The sequence below is a fragment of the Roseicyclus salinarum genome, assembly GCF_029624655.1.
In the GTDB taxonomy this organism is placed as follows: domain Bacteria; phylum Pseudomonadota; class Alphaproteobacteria; order Rhodobacterales; family Rhodobacteraceae; genus Roseibacterium; species Roseibacterium salinarum.
The window spans coordinates 1-16,590 of sequence record NZ_JARRSA010000037.1; the positions used below are offsets into that span (position 1 = coordinate 1).

Here is a 16,590-nt window from a genome sequence, read left to right on the forward strand (position 1 = left end):
CGCGCGCAGCGCGCCGAGGCAGGAAGGATCCGTCCCCCTGCTTCAGTTGCGTCCGAGGATGCCGCCCAGGACCTCCATGAGGATGCGCTCCGCGAGGTCCGGCGCGCGTCCCTGCTGCTGCCGGCCGCCTCCCGGCAGATACTCCACCACCGAGGGCGGGCGCGCCTCTAGGGCGGGGTCGATCATCGGCAGGGGCCGCGCCGGCAGGTCGCTGTGGATGCGCTCCATGGTCAGCCGCCAGATGTCGGCCGGCAGGCCGCCCCCCGTCACCCCGGACAGGGGCGTGTTGTCGTCGTATCCCATCCAGACGCCCGCGACGTAATCGGCGGTGAAGCCCAGGAACCAGGCGTCGCGTGCGGCCTGCGTGGTCCCGGTCTTTCCCGCCACCTCGCGGCCGGGCAGCGCCGCGCGGCGGCCGGTGCCGCCCGCAACGACCTGGCTCATCATGTAGGTCAGCTGCCGCGCCGCGTTCTCCGAGATCACGCGGTCCTGCACGCCCGAGCGCTGCTCGAACATGGACTGGTCGTCGCCCACGATCCGAAGCTCCTCGACGCCATAGGGAACGACGGCGGAGCCGCCGTTGAGGATGCCCGCATAGGCGCCGCTCATCTCGAGCAGGGTCGATTCCGACGCGCCCAGAGCAAGGGCCGGGCCTGCGGCGAGGTCGCTTTCGATCCCGAACTCGGCGGCAACCGTCCGCACGAGGTCGCGGCCGACCTCCTCGGACAGCCGCACGGCGGGCGTGTTGAGCGACGTTCTCAGCGCGTCGGTCAGCGAGACCTCGCCGTAATACTCGTTCGTGTAGTTGGTCGGCGAATACGGCCCCGACCCCGGCACGTCGATCGTCAGCGGTGCGTCGAGGATCATGTCGTCGAAGCGCCAGCCGAGGTCGAGCGCGGTGGCGTAGACGAACGGCTTGAACGCCGAGCCGGTCTGCCGCATCGCCTGCGTGGCGCGGTTGAACAGGCCGGAGCCCTCGGTGTCGCGGCCACCGACCATCGCCCGAACGGCGCCGTCGGCGCTCATCACCACGATGGCGGCCTGGGCCTCTGACCCGTCGCGGACCTGGTTCTCGAAGACCTCGTCGAGCGCGGCCTCGGCAGCGCGCTGCATCGCCGGGTCGAAGGTGGTGCGGATCACGACGTCCTCCGTCGTGTCGCGCGTCAGGAAGTCGGGGCCCTCCGACATGATCCAGTCGGCGAAGGCGCCGCCGATGTTCTGGCGCGCGGCGTCCGACAGGGTCGCGGGATTGGCCATCGCGGCCGCCGCCTCCTGCGAGGTCAGGTAGCCTTCCTCCTCCATCAGCGACAGGACGGTCGCGGCGCGGCGCTGGGCGCGCTCGAGGTTCCGGGTGGGCGCGTAGTAGGACGGCGCGACGAGGAGGCCTGCGAGCATGGCGGCCTCTGCGGGATCGACCTGCGCGGACGAGACGCCGAAATAGCGCTGCGCCGCGGCCTCGAAGCCTCGTGCGCCGGCGCCGAGGAACGCGCGGTTCATGTAGATGGAGAGGATCTCGTCCTTCGAGTAGCGCAGTTCCATCGCGAAGGCGAAGGGCATCTCCTGGATCTTCCGCCACAGCGTCGTCTGGCGGCAATCCTGCTCGTAGGCGGCCTCGTTCTCCCAGGCGTCGGCATCGTAGGGCACGCCGAGGCACATCAGCTTGGCGACCTGCTGGGTAATGGTCGATCCGCCATGTCCCTCGAGGGGGCCGCGGCCCTCGCGCAGGTTGATGCGGATGGCGCCCGCGATGCCGCGCGGGCTGACGCCGAAATGGCGGTAGAAGCGCCGGTCCTCGGTTGCGACGACGGCATGGACGAGGTGCTCGCTCGCCGTCTCGGGGTCGATCACGCCCCCGAACTGATCGCCGCGCCACGCGAAGACGTTGCCGTCGCGGTCGAGCATCGTGACCGAGCCACGGTTGCGGGCGTCCACCACGGCAGAGACGTCGGGCAATTGGGCGTAATAGTATCCGGTCGCGAGCGCCAGGAGCAGGACGACGACCGCCGCGCCACGCCACGCCGCCGCCCAGATCACCCGGCCGATCAGGCGCAGGACGGCGGTGATCCAGCCGAGGGGGCCGCCGGGCCGCCGGCGCGGCGCGCGCCGCCTGCGGTGGGTCCTTCCCGCGCCCGATCCGCCCTTGCCGGACGTCGCGCGCGATGCGGCCTTGGCCTGCGAACGGGGCGTGCGCCGGTCCGCGACCAGCGTGCGCTTTCCCTTGGGCGGGGGCCTGCGCCCCTGACCTGAACCACTCATCGCTTCCGCCTTTTCCCGGCCGCGTGCCGGCCTGCCTCTTTTTGCGCTGACGATAGGCGCAATCGAGTCGGATGTGGAGTGTCGATCCGGCAAAGGCCAGTCCACGGATTGCCCAAAAAATAATCAAAGAAGAATAATTGCGCAAAATTTTTGCAATTCTCCGTTCAGGGCCGCGTCGTCGGGCTCCGCCAAGTTGCCCTTCACCCCTGCTCGCCCTGACTTGAGCGTCGTGACGTTCCCCCCCGGCCTTTGCCTTTTCCGCCGGAGTGGGGTGGGGACACCATCAACCGGAAGGGTGACAGACGTGAAACTCATCATCGCAGCGATCAAGCCGTTCAAGCTCGAGGAGGTGCGCGAGGCGCTCACCTCCATCGGCGTGCGCGGCATGATGGTGACCGAGATCAAGGGCTTCGGCTCGCAGTCCGGCCACACCGAGATTTACCGCGGCGCGGAGTACGCCGTGAACTTCGTGCCCAAGGTGAAGCTCGAGATCGTGGTGGCCGACGGGATGGCCGACCAGGTGGTCGAGACCATCCAGACCACCGCGAAGACCGACAAGATCGGCGACGGAAAGATCTTCGTCCTCGACGTGGGCAGCGCCGTTCGCGTGCGCACCGGCGAAACCAATGAAGACGCGCTCTGAGCCGCGGCTGGAACCCAAAGGAGAACCTGGTCTCATGAAACCTCTCAAGTATCTTCCCCTGGCCGCCGTCGCGCTCGTCGCGGTGCCGGGCATGGCCCTCGCGCAGGACGCCGCTCCGTCCTTCGACGAGATCGGCCCCTACATCATGACCACCCTGCTGTTCTGCATGGCGGGCTTCCTCGTCTTCTTCATGGCGGCAGGCTTCGCCATGCTGGAGGGCGGGCTCGTCCGGTCCAAGAACGTCACCATGCAGATGACGAAGAACATCGCGCTCTATTCCGTGGCCGCGATCATGTACTGGCTGATCGGCTTCAACCTGATGTATCCGGGTGACTTCAACGGTTACGTGGGCACCTTCTTCGTGCCGACCGTGCTGGATCCCGTGGGCGTCGCGGCAGCCGATGCGGCGCTCGACTACGCCTCGATCGGGTCGGACTTCTTCTTCCAGCTGGTGTTCGTCGCAGCCACCGCCTCGATCGTGTCGGGCGCGCTGGCCGAGCGGATCAAGCTGTGGCCGTTCCTGATCTTCGTCGTGCTTCTGACCGGCGTTCTCTACCCGATCTCGGGCTCCTGGCAGTGGGGCGGCGGCTGGCTGTCCGAAGCGGGCTTCTCGGACTTCGCAGGCTCGACCGTCGTGCACTCGGTGGGTGGCTGGGCCGCTCTGGCCGGCGCCATCGTCCTCGGCCCGCGCCTTGGCAAGTACAAGGACGGCAAGGTCAACCCGATGCCGGGCTCGAACCTCGCGCTCGCCACGCTCGGCACGTTCATCCTGTGGCTGGGCTGGTTCGGCTTCAACGGCGGCTCGCAGCTCGCGATGGGCACCGTGGGCGACGTGTCGGACGTGTCGCGGATCTTCGCCAACACCAACATGGCCGCAGCGGCCGGTTCGGTCACGGCGCTGATCCTGACGCAGGTCCTCTATGGCAAGGCTGACCTGACGATGGTGCTGAACGGCGCCCTCGCTGGCCTGGTGTCGATCACGGCCGAGCCGCTGGCGCCCACGCTCTTCGGCGCGCTCTGGATCGGTGCCGTCGGCGGCGTGATCGTGGTCTTCACGGTCCCGATGCTGGACAAGTTCAAGATCGACGACGTCGTCGGCGCCATCCCAGTGCACCTGTTCGCAGGCATCTGGGGCACGATCGCGGTGATCTTCTACGGCAGCGCCAGCCTCGGCACGCAGCTTCTGGGGATCGCGGCCTACGGCGTGTTCACCTTCGTGGCGAGCCTCGTCATCTGGTTCGTGCTGAAGGCGGTCATGGGGATCCGGGTCTCCGAGGAGGCCGAGCTTGCAGGCCTCGACGTCTCGGAGCTGGGCATGGAAGCCTACCCCGACTTCACCAAGGGCTGAACGGCCTGACGCGACCTCGGCCGGTCCTCCCTCCGGCCATGGGAACGGACGAAGGGGCGCCCCGTGCGGGCGCCCCTTTTTCGTTGCGCGGCAGCTCTTGCGCGCGCCCTCCGCGCGTCAGCTGCCGCTGGTCATGCGTTTCGGTGCGCCGGTGGCGGGATCGGTGCCGACGTAGGTCAGTCCCGCCTGCTTCCATGCGTTCATGCCGCCCTCCATGTGCGCGACCTTCTCACGGCCGGCGGCCAGCATGCTCTCGGCCATCCTGGCCGAGCGGATGCCCGACCCGCAGTGCAGCACCAGCGGCTTGCCCGCGTCCGGCAGGAAGGCCGCGTCGAAGTCCTGCATCGGCAGGAGCATCGCACCGGCGATGCGCTCGTGGGCGTATTCCTGCGGGGTCCGCACATCCACCAGCACGACGCGACCTTCGGACATGGCCTTGGCCACCTCGTCCGGGGTCCACACCTCCAGGGTTCCGTTCTCGATCTTCTGCGTCCGCATCGTCGAACCTCCTCAGAACCGGTTGAGCGGGATTTTCAAGTAGCTGTGGCCGTCTGCCTCGGGGGCGGGCGCGCGGCCGGCACGCAGGTTCAGCTGCAGCGCGTGAAGCATCCTGTCGGGCAGCGGCAGGGTCGCGTCGCGCGCGTCGCGGAGCTTGGTGAACTCCGCCTTCGACGTCCCGCCGCCGATGTGCGTGTTGTCGCGCCGCTGCTCGGCCACCGTGGCCTCCCATGCCGGCCTCCGGCGGTCCTGCGTGCCGTAGTCGTGGCCGACGAAAAGCCGGGTCTCGTCCGGCAGCTCCAGCAGCGCCATGAGGCTGTCGTAGAGATCCGAGGCCGTCCCCCCGGGGAAATCCGCACGTGAGGTGCCGACGTCGGGCTGCATGAACGTGTCGTGCACGAAGGCCGCGTCCCGCCCGACGACATAGGTGATCGACCCGAGCGTGTGGCCCGGCGAAAGCATGACGCGAACGTCGAGCGTGCCGATCCTGAACGTGTCGCCCGCGGCGAGAAGACGGTCGAAATCCGCGTCGGGATCGAAGGCGTCCGGCAGATGGTAGAACCCGCGCCACAGCTCGGCGATGTCGCGCACCTTCTCGCCTATCGCGTTCGGAGCGCCCGTCATCACCTTCAGCCACGCCGAGGCCATGACGTGATCGGCATGGGGATGGGTGTCGAGCACCCACACGATGTCGTAGCCAGCCTTTTGGGCAAGCGACAGGACATGCTCGGCGCTGTCGGTGCGCGTGCGCGCCGCCTCGGGGTCGAAGTCGAGCACGACGTCGATCAGGGCGGCCTGCTTCGTCTCGGGACAGGCGACGATGTACTGGATGGAGCCCGAGGCCGCGTCGTAGACGCCAGTGACTTCAGGCGATCCGGGTCCGGCGGACGGGCTGGTTCGGCTGATGGGCGTATCTTCCGGCATTAGATTCGGCTCCGTTCACAGTTGGCGGTGACAAACCCCGGCCTTGCCTGAACGGTTCCGTCGCGGGCCGGGCGGGCGCGCACATGAAAAGGGCGCCCGAACGGGGCGCCCTCGGGCCTTGTCGCGATGACGTCCGCGCTCAGACGGCCTCGTCGATCCATTTCTGCAGGGCGGCCTTGGGCGCCGCGCCGATCTTGTTCGACACGACTTCGCCGCCCTTGAACATGAACAGCGCGGGAATGCCGCGCACGCCAAGCTGCATCGGCGAGTTCGGGTTCTCGTCGACGTTCACCTTCACGATCTTCACGCGCCCGTCGTATTCCGAGGACAGTTCCTCGAGCGCGGGCCCGATCTGCTTGCAGGGGCCGCACCACTCGGCCCAGAAGTCGACGACGACGGGAATGTCGGACTGGCGCACTTCGGCATCGAAGGTCGCGTCGGTGACGGGTACGGTAGCCATGTGTGGCCCTCCTCGGGGGAATGCTGCTTGGACGCGCAAGGTATGGAGGCCCCTCCGGCCCGTCAAGAAGGCGCTCGCGGTTCCGTGTCCACGCAATCCCGCGCCCGCGCGAGCGCCGCCGCCACGAGATCCGTCGGCAGATGCATCAACTCCGCCGTCCGCGACCACAGGATCGCGGTTTCGATCCGGCGTCCGGGGTAGATCGCGCCCAGCATCTCGGCATAAGCGCCCATCTGCCGCAACAGGCCCTCCGGCGTCGCGTCGGGCGTCGGCGGAACCTCGGCGTTGGTCTTGAAGTCGACGGCGAGGACGCGGTCGTCCTCCACGATCAGACGGTCGATCGCGCCCAGCACCGGCGCGTTCAATGTCGGGCTGACGGCGCAAAGCTCGACCTCGGCCAGCGTGTCGGGGGCGAAGACGCGCGCGAGATGGGGGGCGGCCAGCACCGCTTCGGCCTCGGCCCGGATGTCGGCCAGCTCTGCCTCGGGCGTCTCGTGGTCCTCCAGCGCGGCGATGCGCGGAACGGCGTCGTGCCACGATGGCGGCGGAAGACCGGGCAGATGCTCCAGCAGAAGGTGCACGAGACGCCCGCGGCGCAGGGCGTCCGGCCGCGCCATCGGCGTCGCGGCGGCATCGGTCAGGACGATCTTCTCGCCGCCGAGGCCTGAAGGGGAAAGCGGCTGCCTGTCGCGCGGTCTCGGCGCTGCGGGGACGAGCGCCCAGGCGGGCAGCGGCGCGGGGGCGGCCGGGGCGGCACGGGGCGTCGCGGCATCGTCGTGCGGGAATTCGCCCGACTGCAGCCGCAGACCCGGCCCCTCGATCTGCGGCACCGCCAGCGACACCGCGCCCAAGGCCTGCAAGCCCGCCTCGACCGCGCCATACCATGTGGAGGTGCGGTCCCTGGGCATGTTGCCGGCCGCCGCCACGATCAGCCAGCTTTCCGCGCGCGTCAGCGCCACGTAGAGCAGGCGGTTTCGCTCGGCCTGCTCGCGGGCGTCGGCGGCTTCCAGCGCGGCGCGCACCGGATCGGCCGCCTCGGCCCTCGCGGTGGCCCAGAAGACGGGGCCGCCGTCTTCCCGCAGCAGCCGCGTGCCGCCGGTGCGGCGGCGCCACTCGCCGCTGTCGGGCAGGATCACCACGGGCGCTTCCAGCCCTTTCGCGCCGTGCACCGTCATCACCCGGATCTGGCCGCGCGCCTGCGCGAGGTCGCGTTTCACCGTGACCTCGCCCGCCTCGAGCCAACCGACGAAGCCCGTGAGGCTTGGCACCTCCATCCGTTCGTAGGCGAGCGCCTGGGCAAGCATCGCGTCGATGCCGTCCTCGGCTTCGGGTCCCAACCGCGCCGAAAGCCGCCTGCGCCCGTCGTGGCGCACCAGCGCCCGCTCAAGCAGGTCGTAGGGCCGCAGGTAGTCGGCCTTGTTGCGCAGGTCCGACAGCATGGCATGGGTCGCGGCCCAGTCGTCGCGGTCCGCGGCACGATCGCGCAGCGCCTCCCAGAGGTATCCGCGCCTCCCGTGCGCGAGACGGAACAGGGCGTTCTCGTCCCAGCCCCCGATGGGCGAGCGCAGCACGCAGGCCAGCGACAGGTCGTCCTCGGGCGTGGCGAGAAACCGCAGAAGCGCAAGCAGGTCCTGCACGGAAAGCGGCGCGGTCAGTTCGCTCCGGTCCACGCCCGCGATCGGCAGGCCGCGCCGCTTCAGCGCCCCGATGATCTGGCGGAACAGGGGCGAGCGGCGCCGCACGAGGATCAGGATGTCCCCGGCCTCCACCGCGCGGCGTTCCTTGCCCACCGAGATCACCGGACGTTCCTCGTGGATCATCGCATGAAGCCGGTCGGCGATCGCGGCGGCCAGCACGCTGTAATGGTGGTCCTCGCTGACCAGATCCTGCGGGTCGTACCATTCGAGGTCGTCCGTCTTCTCGGGTTTCGGCACGACCGGCCACAGGTCCACGCGCCCCGGCTTCTCGCCGAAGAACGCCTTGTGTTCGAGCGTTCCTCCAACCGAGGTCGGCATCTCGCCGCCGCAGACGGTGTCGACGAGGTCGAGGATCGGCCGCGCCGAACGGAAGGACCAGAGCAGCTCGGCATCCTGGAACGGCTGCCCGATGCCCCGAAGGCGCTCGTCGAAATGATCCCGCATCCGGTCGAAGCCTTCGGGATCGGCGCCCTGGAAGGAATAGATCGACTGCTTCTTGTCGCCGACCACGAAGATCGTTCGGCGCACGTCCGCCCGCGCGCCCTCGCCCGCGGCGAAATCCTCGGCCAGGCGCTTCACGATGTCCCACTGCTCGGGACCGGTGTCCTGCGCCTCGTCCACGAGGATGTGGTCGATCCCGCCATCGAGGCGGAACAGCACCCATTGCGCGATGCCCGGCGCGGTCAGCAGCTTGCGCATCCGCAGGATGAGATCGTCGAAATCGAGCCAGCCGCGCGCCATCTTCGCTTCGGCATAGGCGGGCAGGAACGCGCCCGCGAAGGCATGGAGCGCGTGCGTCTTACGCGCGGTCATCAGACCGATGCGTAGCGGGCGGGCGGCCTCCACGCGCTCGGTCAGGGCGGCGAAGGCCTCCATGACATCGGGGCCGATCTGGTCGCGAACCGCCGCATTCGCGATCTTCGTGCCCTTGGCCGCGAAGGGTTCGGCGGCCTTCTCGCCGCTCAGGCAAACCTCCTCGAGGTCCCGAAGCGCATCCAGCGTCATCGCCTCCCAAGGCATCCCGCAAAGCACGCGGTGGAGCTTCGCCTGCTGCTTGTTGCCGGGGTCGAGCTTCGGCCAGATCGCATCGCAGACGTCGCGCTCGTCGCCGGCGAGCGCCGCGGCCAGCACGCGATCCTCGGTCAGGCCCGGGTCGATCCCGACGGCGTCGCAGACCCCGGCCCAGTCGAGCGGGGTCTCCAGCGCCTCGGCCTTGCCCGCCACCGCCCGCGCCAGCGAAAGGATGCCGTCCTCGTCGCCCAGATACGGCACGACCGCCTCGATCGCATGACTGCGCGCGGGGTCGGACGCCATCTCGTCCAGAAGGTCGGAGATCAGCCTGCCCTGCACGCGCTCGTCGATCTCGGTGAAGCCGGGGCTCACGCCGGCCTCGAGCGGAAAGCGGCGCAGCACCGAGGCGCAGAACGAGTGGATCGTCTGGATCTTCAGCCCGCCCGGCGTCTCGATGGCGCGCGCGAACAGGGTCCGGGCCCGCGACAGCAGGTCGGGGGTCAGGCTGCCTGCGTCCACGCCGACCTCAAGAAGCGTTCCGCGCAACTCGGCCTCGGGCTTCATCGCCCATTCGCCCAGCCGCGCGAACAGCCGGTTCTGCATCTCCATCGCCGCGGCCTTGGTGTAGGTCAGACACAAGATGCGTTCCGGCGGAACTTCCTGTAGAAGAAGTCGCGCGGCGCGATCCGTCAGGACACGGGTCTTGCCGCTGCCCGCATTGGCCGAAAGCCATGTCGAAACGTCGGGGGCGGCGGCGGCGACCTGGGCGCGGCTTGCCTCGTTCATGTGTCCTCTCCCACCGGAATCCGGCTTGCCGGCACCGTCTCGTCCCACTCGCCGTAGCGGGCGAGCTGGTCGTAGTCGCCGCGCCAGATCACGTTCCGGACGGCGCGCCGCGAGGGAAAGCCCGTGCCGGGGGCGAGATAATGCGACATCAGGCGCCGGAACTCGGCGGCGACACCCGCCACGTCCTCGGGCGTGGGGTCACGCTCCACGGTTTCGGGGCTGGCGCCAAGACCGATGTAGGCGATGCGCGCGGTCTCGAGCGGGCCGCCCTCTCCGAAGGCGCCGCCGGCCGCCATCGCGGCCTCGAGCCAAAGCTGCTTTGAGAAACTGCGTTCCTCCTTCTCGGTGGGCGGCTTGCCCGACTTGTAGTCGTAGATCGCGATGCGCCCGTCGGGCAGGCGGTCGATGCGGTCGGCCTTTCCCACGAGCGTCAGGGGGCGCGGCAGGCCGGTCACGGTCCACGCCTTCTTCTCCTCCCGCAACCACGGCAGGGCGAAGTCCCGGCGCTCGGCCTCGGTGCGGATGAACCACGGCGCCACGCGGGCCAGCCGCGCGTGCCAGAGCCTGCGCGCGACGGGCCAGGGAACGCCGTCGAGGACGTCACCGGCAATCTCCATCAGCCGCGCCTCGGCGTCCTCCGGCATCTGCCGGGGATACGCGGCGAGGAAACGGTCGAGGATGTCGTGCAGGGACGACCCGCGCATCGCCGCGTCCGGCTGCGCCCGCAACGGATCGAGCGGCGAAAGCCCAAGGACGCGCCGCGCATACACCTTGTAGGGGTCGCGCACGAGGTCCTCGACCTCGGTGACGTTGATCCGGTCGGGCCGCGCGGCGGCGGGCGGGGCGGGCGCGGGGCGCGGGGCCGCATCGACCGCCGCGACCGGCCGCAGAAGCGTCTCGGCCCGCGCGATCCAGACGTCGCCCCGATCGCGCATCTCCTTCAGGTGAGCTTTCGAGGCGTCGCTCGCCCCGTCGAGCAGGTTGGTGATCCGGTTCAGCCAGCGCGAGGGCACGGTGTCCGTCTCGGCGTCGCGCTTCGCGCGCGAGAACCAGACCATCGGCGCGGCGGCCGCCTGCTGGAAGTCGTGCGCCGACAGCCCGATCGCCCGGTCGGGAAGGCGCAGGCCGGCCATATCGCGCAAGGCACGGTTCAGCCACGGGTCGGCCTTGGGCGCAGACGGCCAGACCCCGTCGTTCAACCCCGCGAGGATCAGCAGCTCGGCCCCCTGCACACGAGCCTCCAGCGTGCCCCAGATCTGGATGAGGGCATGGGGCCGAAGCACGGACCGCGCCTCGCGGTCGGCCGCAAGCGCGGTGACGAAATCCGCGTAGTCGCGCGCGTTCATCGGCCCGCCATGCGCGGCCTCGGCCTGAAGGTCGGCGACAAGGGCCGCCGCCGCCTCGCCGCCATCGCTTTCGTAAAGGGTGCCGGCGCCCCCCTGCCCCGGCCCGGCGGCGATCGCCTCGGCCATCGCGACATGGGCCGCAACGCGCTCGGCGAAGGGCATGGGGCCGGTCTCGCGCGGGGCAAGCAGCACCTCGGCGACCCAGTCGGCCCATTCGGTCGCAGGGCCGGCATCCGTGCGGGCCGCAGCCCACGCGCGAAGGGTCGCGGGCTCGGGGAAGGCCACGCGCCCCCGCAGCGCCCGCAGTTCGAACTCACGGGAGAGGCGCAGGTGCGGGCCGCGGTCGGCCCCGGTGTGGGTCAGCGGATGCGACAGGATCGCCACCAGCCGCTCGGCGTCGAGCGGACCCGTCATCGCCTGCGCCACCAGCCGCAGAAAGCGTCCAGACGCGGTCAGACCCAGCGGTTCGCCACCACTGTCGTCGGGCACGATGTTCCAGCGGTCGAGCGCGGCGGCGACCTGCCGCGCGAGGTTGCGGTCGGGACTGACGAGGGCGGCGGCGACGCCGCGCTCGGCGGCCTCGCGCAGACCCAGCGCGATCGCCGTCGCCTCGGTCTGCGGGCTCGGCGCCTCGAGGAGCGTGACGTCGCGCAAGGCGTCCTCCAGCCCCTCCAGCCCGGGACCCTCCTCGCGCCACTGGTCCGTGACAGGCGCGGGACGCAGCGCGAGCGAGATCAGGCGGTTGCGGTGAACGCTTGCGGGCTTCATCGACGGCATCCATTCGGCGATGTCGGCGGGCGTCAGCCCCGCCGCCTCGGCGACCCGGGCGAGGCGATATTGCGGATGGTCCTCGCCGCCGAGGCCCTGCGTCCGCCGCCCCTCGATCAGCCGCCGCCAGATGTCGGCGGGCATGTCCCGGTCGAGACCCGGAAGCAGCACCGCCCCCTGCGGCAGGCGGGCCACCGCCTGCATCAGCCGCGCCGTCGCCCCGCGCGACCCGGTGGACCCCGCCACGAGGACGGGATGGGCGGGCGGCGCGGCCTCCCATTGCCGCACGAGGCGGTCGACAAGCTGCGTCTGCCGCGCCTCGGGGGTCAGGGCGGCGTCTTCGCCGAAGAACTCCTCGACCACGCCGAGCACCGCCTGCGACCGCGCCCAGTAGCCCGACTGCGCGCCCATGTCGAGGCCCGCGATCGTCTCGGGGGTGACGCGCTCCTCGAACATCTCGCCCATCAGGTCGGCCAGGCTGTCGGCAAGCGGGTAGATGGCGGAGCGCGGCGCGATAGCGGGATCGGCATCGATCAGCCGGCGGACCAGGTCGGCAAGCTTCAGGCGGATGCGAAGGCCCGGCATGGCCGGCGGAAGACCGGCGAGATCGGCGGCCTCCGACAGCGCGGCGACGGGACGGATGCGCGGCAGGAAACCCGGCGCCCGCGCGAGGTAGAGCGCCTGAAGCCTGCGCTGCATCCGGGCGTTGGCGACGTGGATCTCGACGCGCGCGATGGCCTCGGGCGGCTGCCCGGCGAGGCGGGCGTCCAGCCCGGCGACCAGCGCCTCGCAGAAGTCCACGCCAAGCGCGGTGGCGAAGACCCGCGGCGCGTCCGACGTCTCAAAGATCCGCGTCATGGCCAAGCATCTCCTCCGCCGCGGCGATGCCCCCGGGATGGCCGACATCGGCCCATCTGCGGTCATGCATCACTCCGTGGAGCCGGCCCTCCGCCCGCATCGCGTCCCATGTCTCGCGCAGCGAGAACACGGCGCCTTTTCGCGCCGCGATCCTGCCGGTGTCGATCAGCTGGGCGCCTACATAGACGGGGCTTCCGGGGCCACGGTCCCACGCAAGGCGTCCCGCGCCATCCATCGCGAAATCGCCGCCGCCCTGCCGGCCGACCGCCCGCGCGCGCGGCACCAGCGCAAGCAGCGCGTCCATGCGCGCGGGATCCCACGCAGCGGCAAGCGCGGCAAGGGGCGAGGCCCCCTCCCAGACCGCGTCGGCGTTCAGCGTGAAGATCGGCCCGCCGCCAAGTGCGCCGATCGCGTTCTTCACGGCCCCGCCGCTGTCCAGAATCGTGGGGCTTTCATGCAGGAAAACAACGTCGGGAGCGTTCGACCGCAACCAGCCCTCGATCGCGGCGGCCATGTAATGCCCGTTGACGGCGATGGGCGCGGCGCCGACCGCCCGCGCGGCCTCGAGCGCGTGGGCCAGGAGGGGCCGGCCCGCCACCTCGATCAGGACCTTGGGCCGGTCGCGGGTCAGGGCGGCCATGCGCGTCCCGAATCCCGCGGCGAGGATGAGGCAGGGATGGCTCACGCGGCGACCTCTTGCCAGGGCGCGGTGCGATCGACGAGGTCCCCGACAAGGGGGCCAAGGTCCGCAAGGCCGGGGTTCGCCGCCGCGCGCAGAAGAAGCGCGCGCGTGCGCGGCAGGTAGCGCGCGTAGGCGGGACGCCCCATCCCGTGCGCGAGACGGCGGAAAATCCCGAGGATGCGGATGTTGCGCTGGAGCGACAGGAGGTCCACGCGCAGCGAAAGCTCGGCCTCCGGCAGGCCGCGGGCCCCGGCATAGTCCGCGATCAGGTCCTTGCGCCACGACGCGGGCACCACGCGCCTCGGGTCGTCCACGAGCGAGGCGAGGTCGTAGCCGTCCGGCAGGATCAGCGCGTCCTGGAAGTCCAGAAGCCCGATGCGCGCGACGCCCTCCCGCTCGGGTCGCCACATCAGGTTGTCGCCGTGCACGTCGCGCAGGGCCACGGCCGGGCGCGCGTCGCAGACGGCCGCGAGGCGTTCGGCCAGCCTGTCGCGCAGGGTGGCCTGCAACGTCCCGGCGCCGCCGAGCTGGTCGAAGGTGATCCCGGTCATGGCGGACATCCCCTCGGGCGACGGCCGGTCGAGGCCGCACGGCGCCTCGGCCGCCGCAACCCGCGCGAGCGCGGCGACGGCGGCGCGGTAGGCCGGCAGGGCCTCGGGGCTGTCGTCCTCCAGAAGACGCGAAAGCGGGATGCGCCCGAGGTCCTCCAGCAGCAGGAGCCCGGCCTCGGGGTCGGCGGCGATCTCGGCCGGCGCGCCGAGGCCCGCGCCCCGCAGCCACGCCGCGATCCGGCGGAAGGCATCGTATTGCTTGCGCGCCTCAACCGATGCGGCGACGGGCGCTCGCATCAGGACGGCGCTTTTCCCATCGGCCCGCACAAGGCGCACGTAGCTCCGGTCGGAGGCGTCCGCGGCAACGGGCTCTTCGCGGCTGCCGTGCCACCCCGCCTGGGCGAGCATCCCGGCGGCGGCGGTCACGGCGTGACCTCAGACCAGATTGGCGCAAGCCGCGCCGCGAGCGGTGCGTCGGGCCGCGACCAGAACGTGAAGAGCCTGCTTTCGGCAGGACCGTCCAGATCCGGTTCGATCCGGACGAGCACTGCGTCGTCGGGCCAGTCGGGAGCCATGCGTTCAGGCCACTCGACAAGGCAACGCGCCTCGTCCATCGCGACGTCGAGGCCCAGTTCCACGATCTCGTCGGGTCCGCCGAGGCGGTAGAGGTCGGCATGCCAGATCTCGCCCGCGTCGGTCTCGTAGGTCTGGACCAGCGTGAAGGACGGCGAAGGAACCTCGGCCGTGGCGCCGCCGGGCCCGAGGGCGTGACGGATGAAGGCCCGCGCCAGATGCGTCTTTCCAGCGCCGAGCTCACCGGACAGCAGGATCGTGTCGCCGCATCGCGTGGCGTCGGCAAGGCGCGCAGCAAGGGCGTCCGAGCCTGCAGCTTCGGTCACGTGCACGGTGCCGAGGGCCGTCCAGCCGCGCGGCGCGTGCCAGCCATCGACCGGATCGGTCCGAGGGAAATGCGTGGAGCTCATCCGCGCAACTCTAGACAAGGCGGCCGCCTCTGCAACCGCTCAGGCCGCGCCCTCGCCCTGCCGCACGACCGGTGTGGCGACCCCGCCCGATGCAAGCTCGGAACGGGTCGGCCCGTCCACCGGAAGCCAGCCCGTCGTCGGATCGTCGAAGGCGGCGTCGGCGGACAGGAACCAGACGATGGTGTGCCCGCCCTTCAGCGGCGCGACGCGGCACAGCACCCGCTGCCCGCCCAGGCGCGTCACGGTTTCCGCCCAGGCCGCGCGGTCCGTCGCATGCGCCGCGAAATCCCTGATCTCGCCCCAGAGGCCCGTGGGCGCGAAGGCGGCCCGCCAGCGCCGGCTGACCTCGAGCAGGGGTTCGGCGCGCGCGCCATCGCCGTCGTCCGGCCCCCAGAGCGCGTCGTAGGCCGCATTCGTCGTCACGGCCTGCCCGTCGCGGTCGAAGACGGCGAAGGCGGCGGCCGTATCGTCGAGCACGCATCGATAGAGGTCGAGGTCCGATCGGAACCGGCGCGTCAGCGAGATCTCCTTGCTGATGTCCTCGAACATGAACGCGATCGCCCCGCCCGGATGCGGCCGCCCGGTCACGCGGAGGCTGACCCCCGAGGGCAGCGTCCAGAGCTCGTGATAGGTTCCCTCCTCGGCGCGCTGTTCGAGATGTTCGATCTCCTCGCGCCAGGTGCGGTAGTCGCGCGGTTCGGGCATCCTGCGCCGCTCGCGCAGCTGATCGAGAAACGCCCGCAGCGTCGGACGCCGCGACAGGTCGCCCGGCTCAAGCGTGGAGATCGTGACGAGGGCGGGATTGAACAGGACCAGCTCGCGCTTGGCGTCGAAGACCGCAAGGCCGATGGGCAGGTTGGCGAAGGTCTTGGACAGGGTCTGAACGAAGTCGCGCAGCGTCGCCTCGGCCGCAACCAGGCGGTCGATGCGGCGCGCGCTGTAGAGAACGATCCCCGCCGGACGCTTCATCGCGGCGACCTCGAACCAGAACGGATCCTCGCGCCCGGGGACCTCGACCCGGCAGCGGCGCAGGCTTCCCTCGGGCGGATGGGGGTCCAGCTGCTCGCCGAACAGGCGGGGCAGCGGCCACCCGATGCGGCCGGTCTCGCCGCCGGCGACGTGCTCCGCCAGTTCGAGGTAGGGCAGGTTCGCCCAGACCACGCGGCCGTCGCGCGCCTCCTTCCACTGCATGGCGGCGGACAGGTCCAGCGCGTGGCGAAGTTCCTCCGCCTCCCGCTCGACGGCGCCGAGGGACTGCACGTCCACCGCGCGCCTGTCGCCCACGTCCTCGACCGGCATCACCGTCACCACCAGACGGTCGTGCATCACGCGCCCCACCACCGAAAGCGCGTCGGGGCCGAGATATCCGATCAGAAAGAACGGCTCGCCGCGGCGGGCGAGGGCCGACATGCGGTCGGCGATATCGGGGTGGAGCGCACCGACCGCCTCGCCCAGCGCGGCGAAGGCGCGGGATGGATCCACGCCGGGATCGAGGAACGGGTCGTCCCCGCCGATGGCCGACACGAGCGTCCCGTCGCGGAATTCGTAGCGGCTGGTCGCAAGAAGTGCGGAGCGGTCCGAGAACGCGGCCGCGGATCCCCCGTCGCCCGAGACCTCGTGTCGGCGCGCCACGACACGCTGGAGATAGCCCGTCAGAACCACGGCTGCCGCGGCCGACAACAGGCTGATCGCCGCAAAGAGGAGGTAGACCAACCCTCCGGTAAGGATCATCGCAGACTTCCCCGGCGCTTCCATTCCCCCGCTTGCTTCGGGACGATG

General features: G+C 70.7%; 12 protein-coding genes. 2 read left to right on the forward strand and 10 right to left on the reverse strand.

What is annotated here, in order from left to right; translation table 11 throughout:
- Positions 1 to 42: 42 nt before the first annotated feature.
- Positions 43 to 2,256, reverse strand: coding sequence for a transglycosylase domain-containing protein (locus P6F26_RS17600; protein ID WP_278030016.1), 2,214 nt, complete (start codon positions 2,254 to 2,256; stop codon positions 43 to 45).
- 304 nt (positions 2,257 to 2,560) lie between these two features.
- Between P6F26_RS17600 and P6F26_RS17605 the strand changes: the two genes are divergently transcribed.
- Both P6F26_RS17605 and P6F26_RS17610 read left to right on the forward strand, forming a co-directional pair.
- Positions 2,561 to 2,899 (forward strand): P-II family nitrogen regulator, encoded by a 339-nt coding sequence (locus P6F26_RS17605; protein ID WP_278030017.1) that lies wholly within the window; start codon positions 2,561 to 2,563, stop codon positions 2,897 to 2,899.
- A gap of 34 nt (positions 2,900 to 2,933) precedes the next feature.
- The gene (locus P6F26_RS17610; RefSeq protein ID WP_278030018.1) at positions 2,934 to 4,247 is read left to right on the forward strand and encodes an ammonium transporter; all 1,314 of its coding nucleotides are present in this window, start codon (positions 2,934 to 2,936) and stop codon (positions 4,245 to 4,247) included.
- Between the two features lie 117 nt (positions 4,248 to 4,364).
- On the opposite strand, the gene P6F26_RS17615 is transcribed toward P6F26_RS17610, so the two are convergent.
- The 9 genes from P6F26_RS17615 to P6F26_RS17655 all read right to left on the reverse strand — a co-directional run bounded on the left by P6F26_RS17615 (position 4,365) and on the right by P6F26_RS17655 (position 16,542).
- Positions 4,365 to 4,745 carry a rhodanese-like domain-containing protein gene (locus P6F26_RS17615; protein ID WP_278030019.1) on the reverse strand — a complete coding sequence of 127 codons (381 nt, stop codon included), beginning with the start codon at positions 4,743 to 4,745 and terminating at the stop codon, positions 4,365 to 4,367.
- Between the two features lie 12 nt (positions 4,746 to 4,757).
- Positions 4,758 to 5,669, reverse strand: coding sequence for an MBL fold metallo-hydrolase (locus tag P6F26_RS17620; protein WP_278030020.1), 912 nt, complete (start codon positions 5,667 to 5,669; stop codon positions 4,758 to 4,760).
- A gap of 139 nt (positions 5,670 to 5,808) precedes the next feature.
- Entirely contained in the window at positions 5,809 to 6,129 is a 321-nt protein-coding gene (gene trxA / locus P6F26_RS17625) for a thioredoxin (RefSeq protein WP_278030021.1), read from the reverse strand.
- Between the two features lie 62 nt (positions 6,130 to 6,191).
- Complete coding sequence (gene addA, locus P6F26_RS17630; protein ID WP_278030022.1) at positions 6,192 to 9,623, reverse strand: double-strand break repair helicase AddA; 3,432 nt, start codon at positions 9,621 to 9,623, stop codon at positions 6,192 to 6,194.
- Entirely contained in the window at positions 9,620 to 12,595 is a 2,976-nt protein-coding gene (addB, locus tag P6F26_RS17635; protein WP_278030023.1) for a double-strand break repair protein AddB, read from the reverse strand. The genes addA and addB overlap by 4 nt, the downstream gene beginning before the upstream one ends.
- Positions 12,579 to 13,280 (reverse strand): nucleotidyltransferase family protein, encoded by a 702-nt coding sequence (locus P6F26_RS17640; RefSeq protein ID WP_278030024.1) that lies wholly within the window; start codon positions 13,278 to 13,280, stop codon positions 12,579 to 12,581. Before P6F26_RS17640 ends, addB begins: the two co-directional genes overlap by 17 nt.
- Entirely contained in the window at positions 13,277 to 14,254 is a 978-nt protein-coding gene (locus tag P6F26_RS17645) for an aminoglycoside phosphotransferase family protein (RefSeq protein WP_278030025.1), read from the reverse strand. The genes P6F26_RS17640 and P6F26_RS17645 overlap by 4 nt, the downstream gene beginning before the upstream one ends.
- Positions 14,251 to 14,811, reverse strand: coding sequence for a tRNA (adenosine(37)-N6)-threonylcarbamoyltransferase complex ATPase subunit type 1 TsaE (tsaE, locus tag P6F26_RS17650; RefSeq protein ID WP_278030026.1), 561 nt, complete (start codon positions 14,809 to 14,811; stop codon positions 14,251 to 14,253). The genes P6F26_RS17645 and tsaE overlap by 4 nt, the downstream gene beginning before the upstream one ends.
- Before the next feature lie 39 nt (positions 14,812 to 14,850).
- Positions 14,851 to 16,542 (reverse strand): PAS-domain containing protein, encoded by a 1,692-nt coding sequence (locus P6F26_RS17655; RefSeq protein ID WP_278030027.1) that lies wholly within the window; start codon positions 16,540 to 16,542, stop codon positions 14,851 to 14,853.
- Positions 16,543 to 16,590 lie beyond the last annotated feature (48 nt).

Coding starts and splice junctions, on each gene's coding strand:
- P6F26_RS17610 (WP_278030018.1), top strand. CDS start 2,934: ATGAAACCTCTCAAGTATCTTCCCCTGGCCGCCGTCGCGCTCGTCGCG.
- P6F26_RS17655 (WP_278030027.1), bottom strand. CDS start 16,542: ATGATCCTTACCGGAGGGTTGGTCTACCTCCTCTTTGCGGCGATCAGC.
- addB (WP_278030023.1), bottom strand. CDS start 12,595: ATGACGCGGATCTTTGAGACGTCGGACGCGCCGCGGGTCTTCGCCACC.
- P6F26_RS17620 (WP_278030020.1), bottom strand. CDS start 5,669: ATGCCGGAAGATACGCCCATCAGCCGAACCAGCCCGTCCGCCGGACCC.
- tsaE (WP_278030026.1), bottom strand. CDS start 14,811: ATGAGCTCCACGCATTTCCCTCGGACCGATCCGGTCGATGGCTGGCAC.
- P6F26_RS17600 (WP_278030016.1), bottom strand. CDS start 2,256: ATGAGTGGTTCAGGTCAGGGGCGCAGGCCCCCGCCCAAGGGAAAGCGC.
- addA (WP_278030022.1), bottom strand. CDS start 9,623: ATGAACGAGGCAAGCCGCGCCCAGGTCGCCGCCGCCGCCCCCGACGTT.
- trxA (WP_278030021.1), bottom strand. CDS start 6,129: ATGGCTACCGTACCCGTCACCGACGCGACCTTCGATGCCGAAGTGCGC.
- P6F26_RS17615 (WP_278030019.1), bottom strand. CDS start 4,745: ATGCGGACGCAGAAGATCGAGAACGGAACCCTGGAGGTGTGGACCCCG.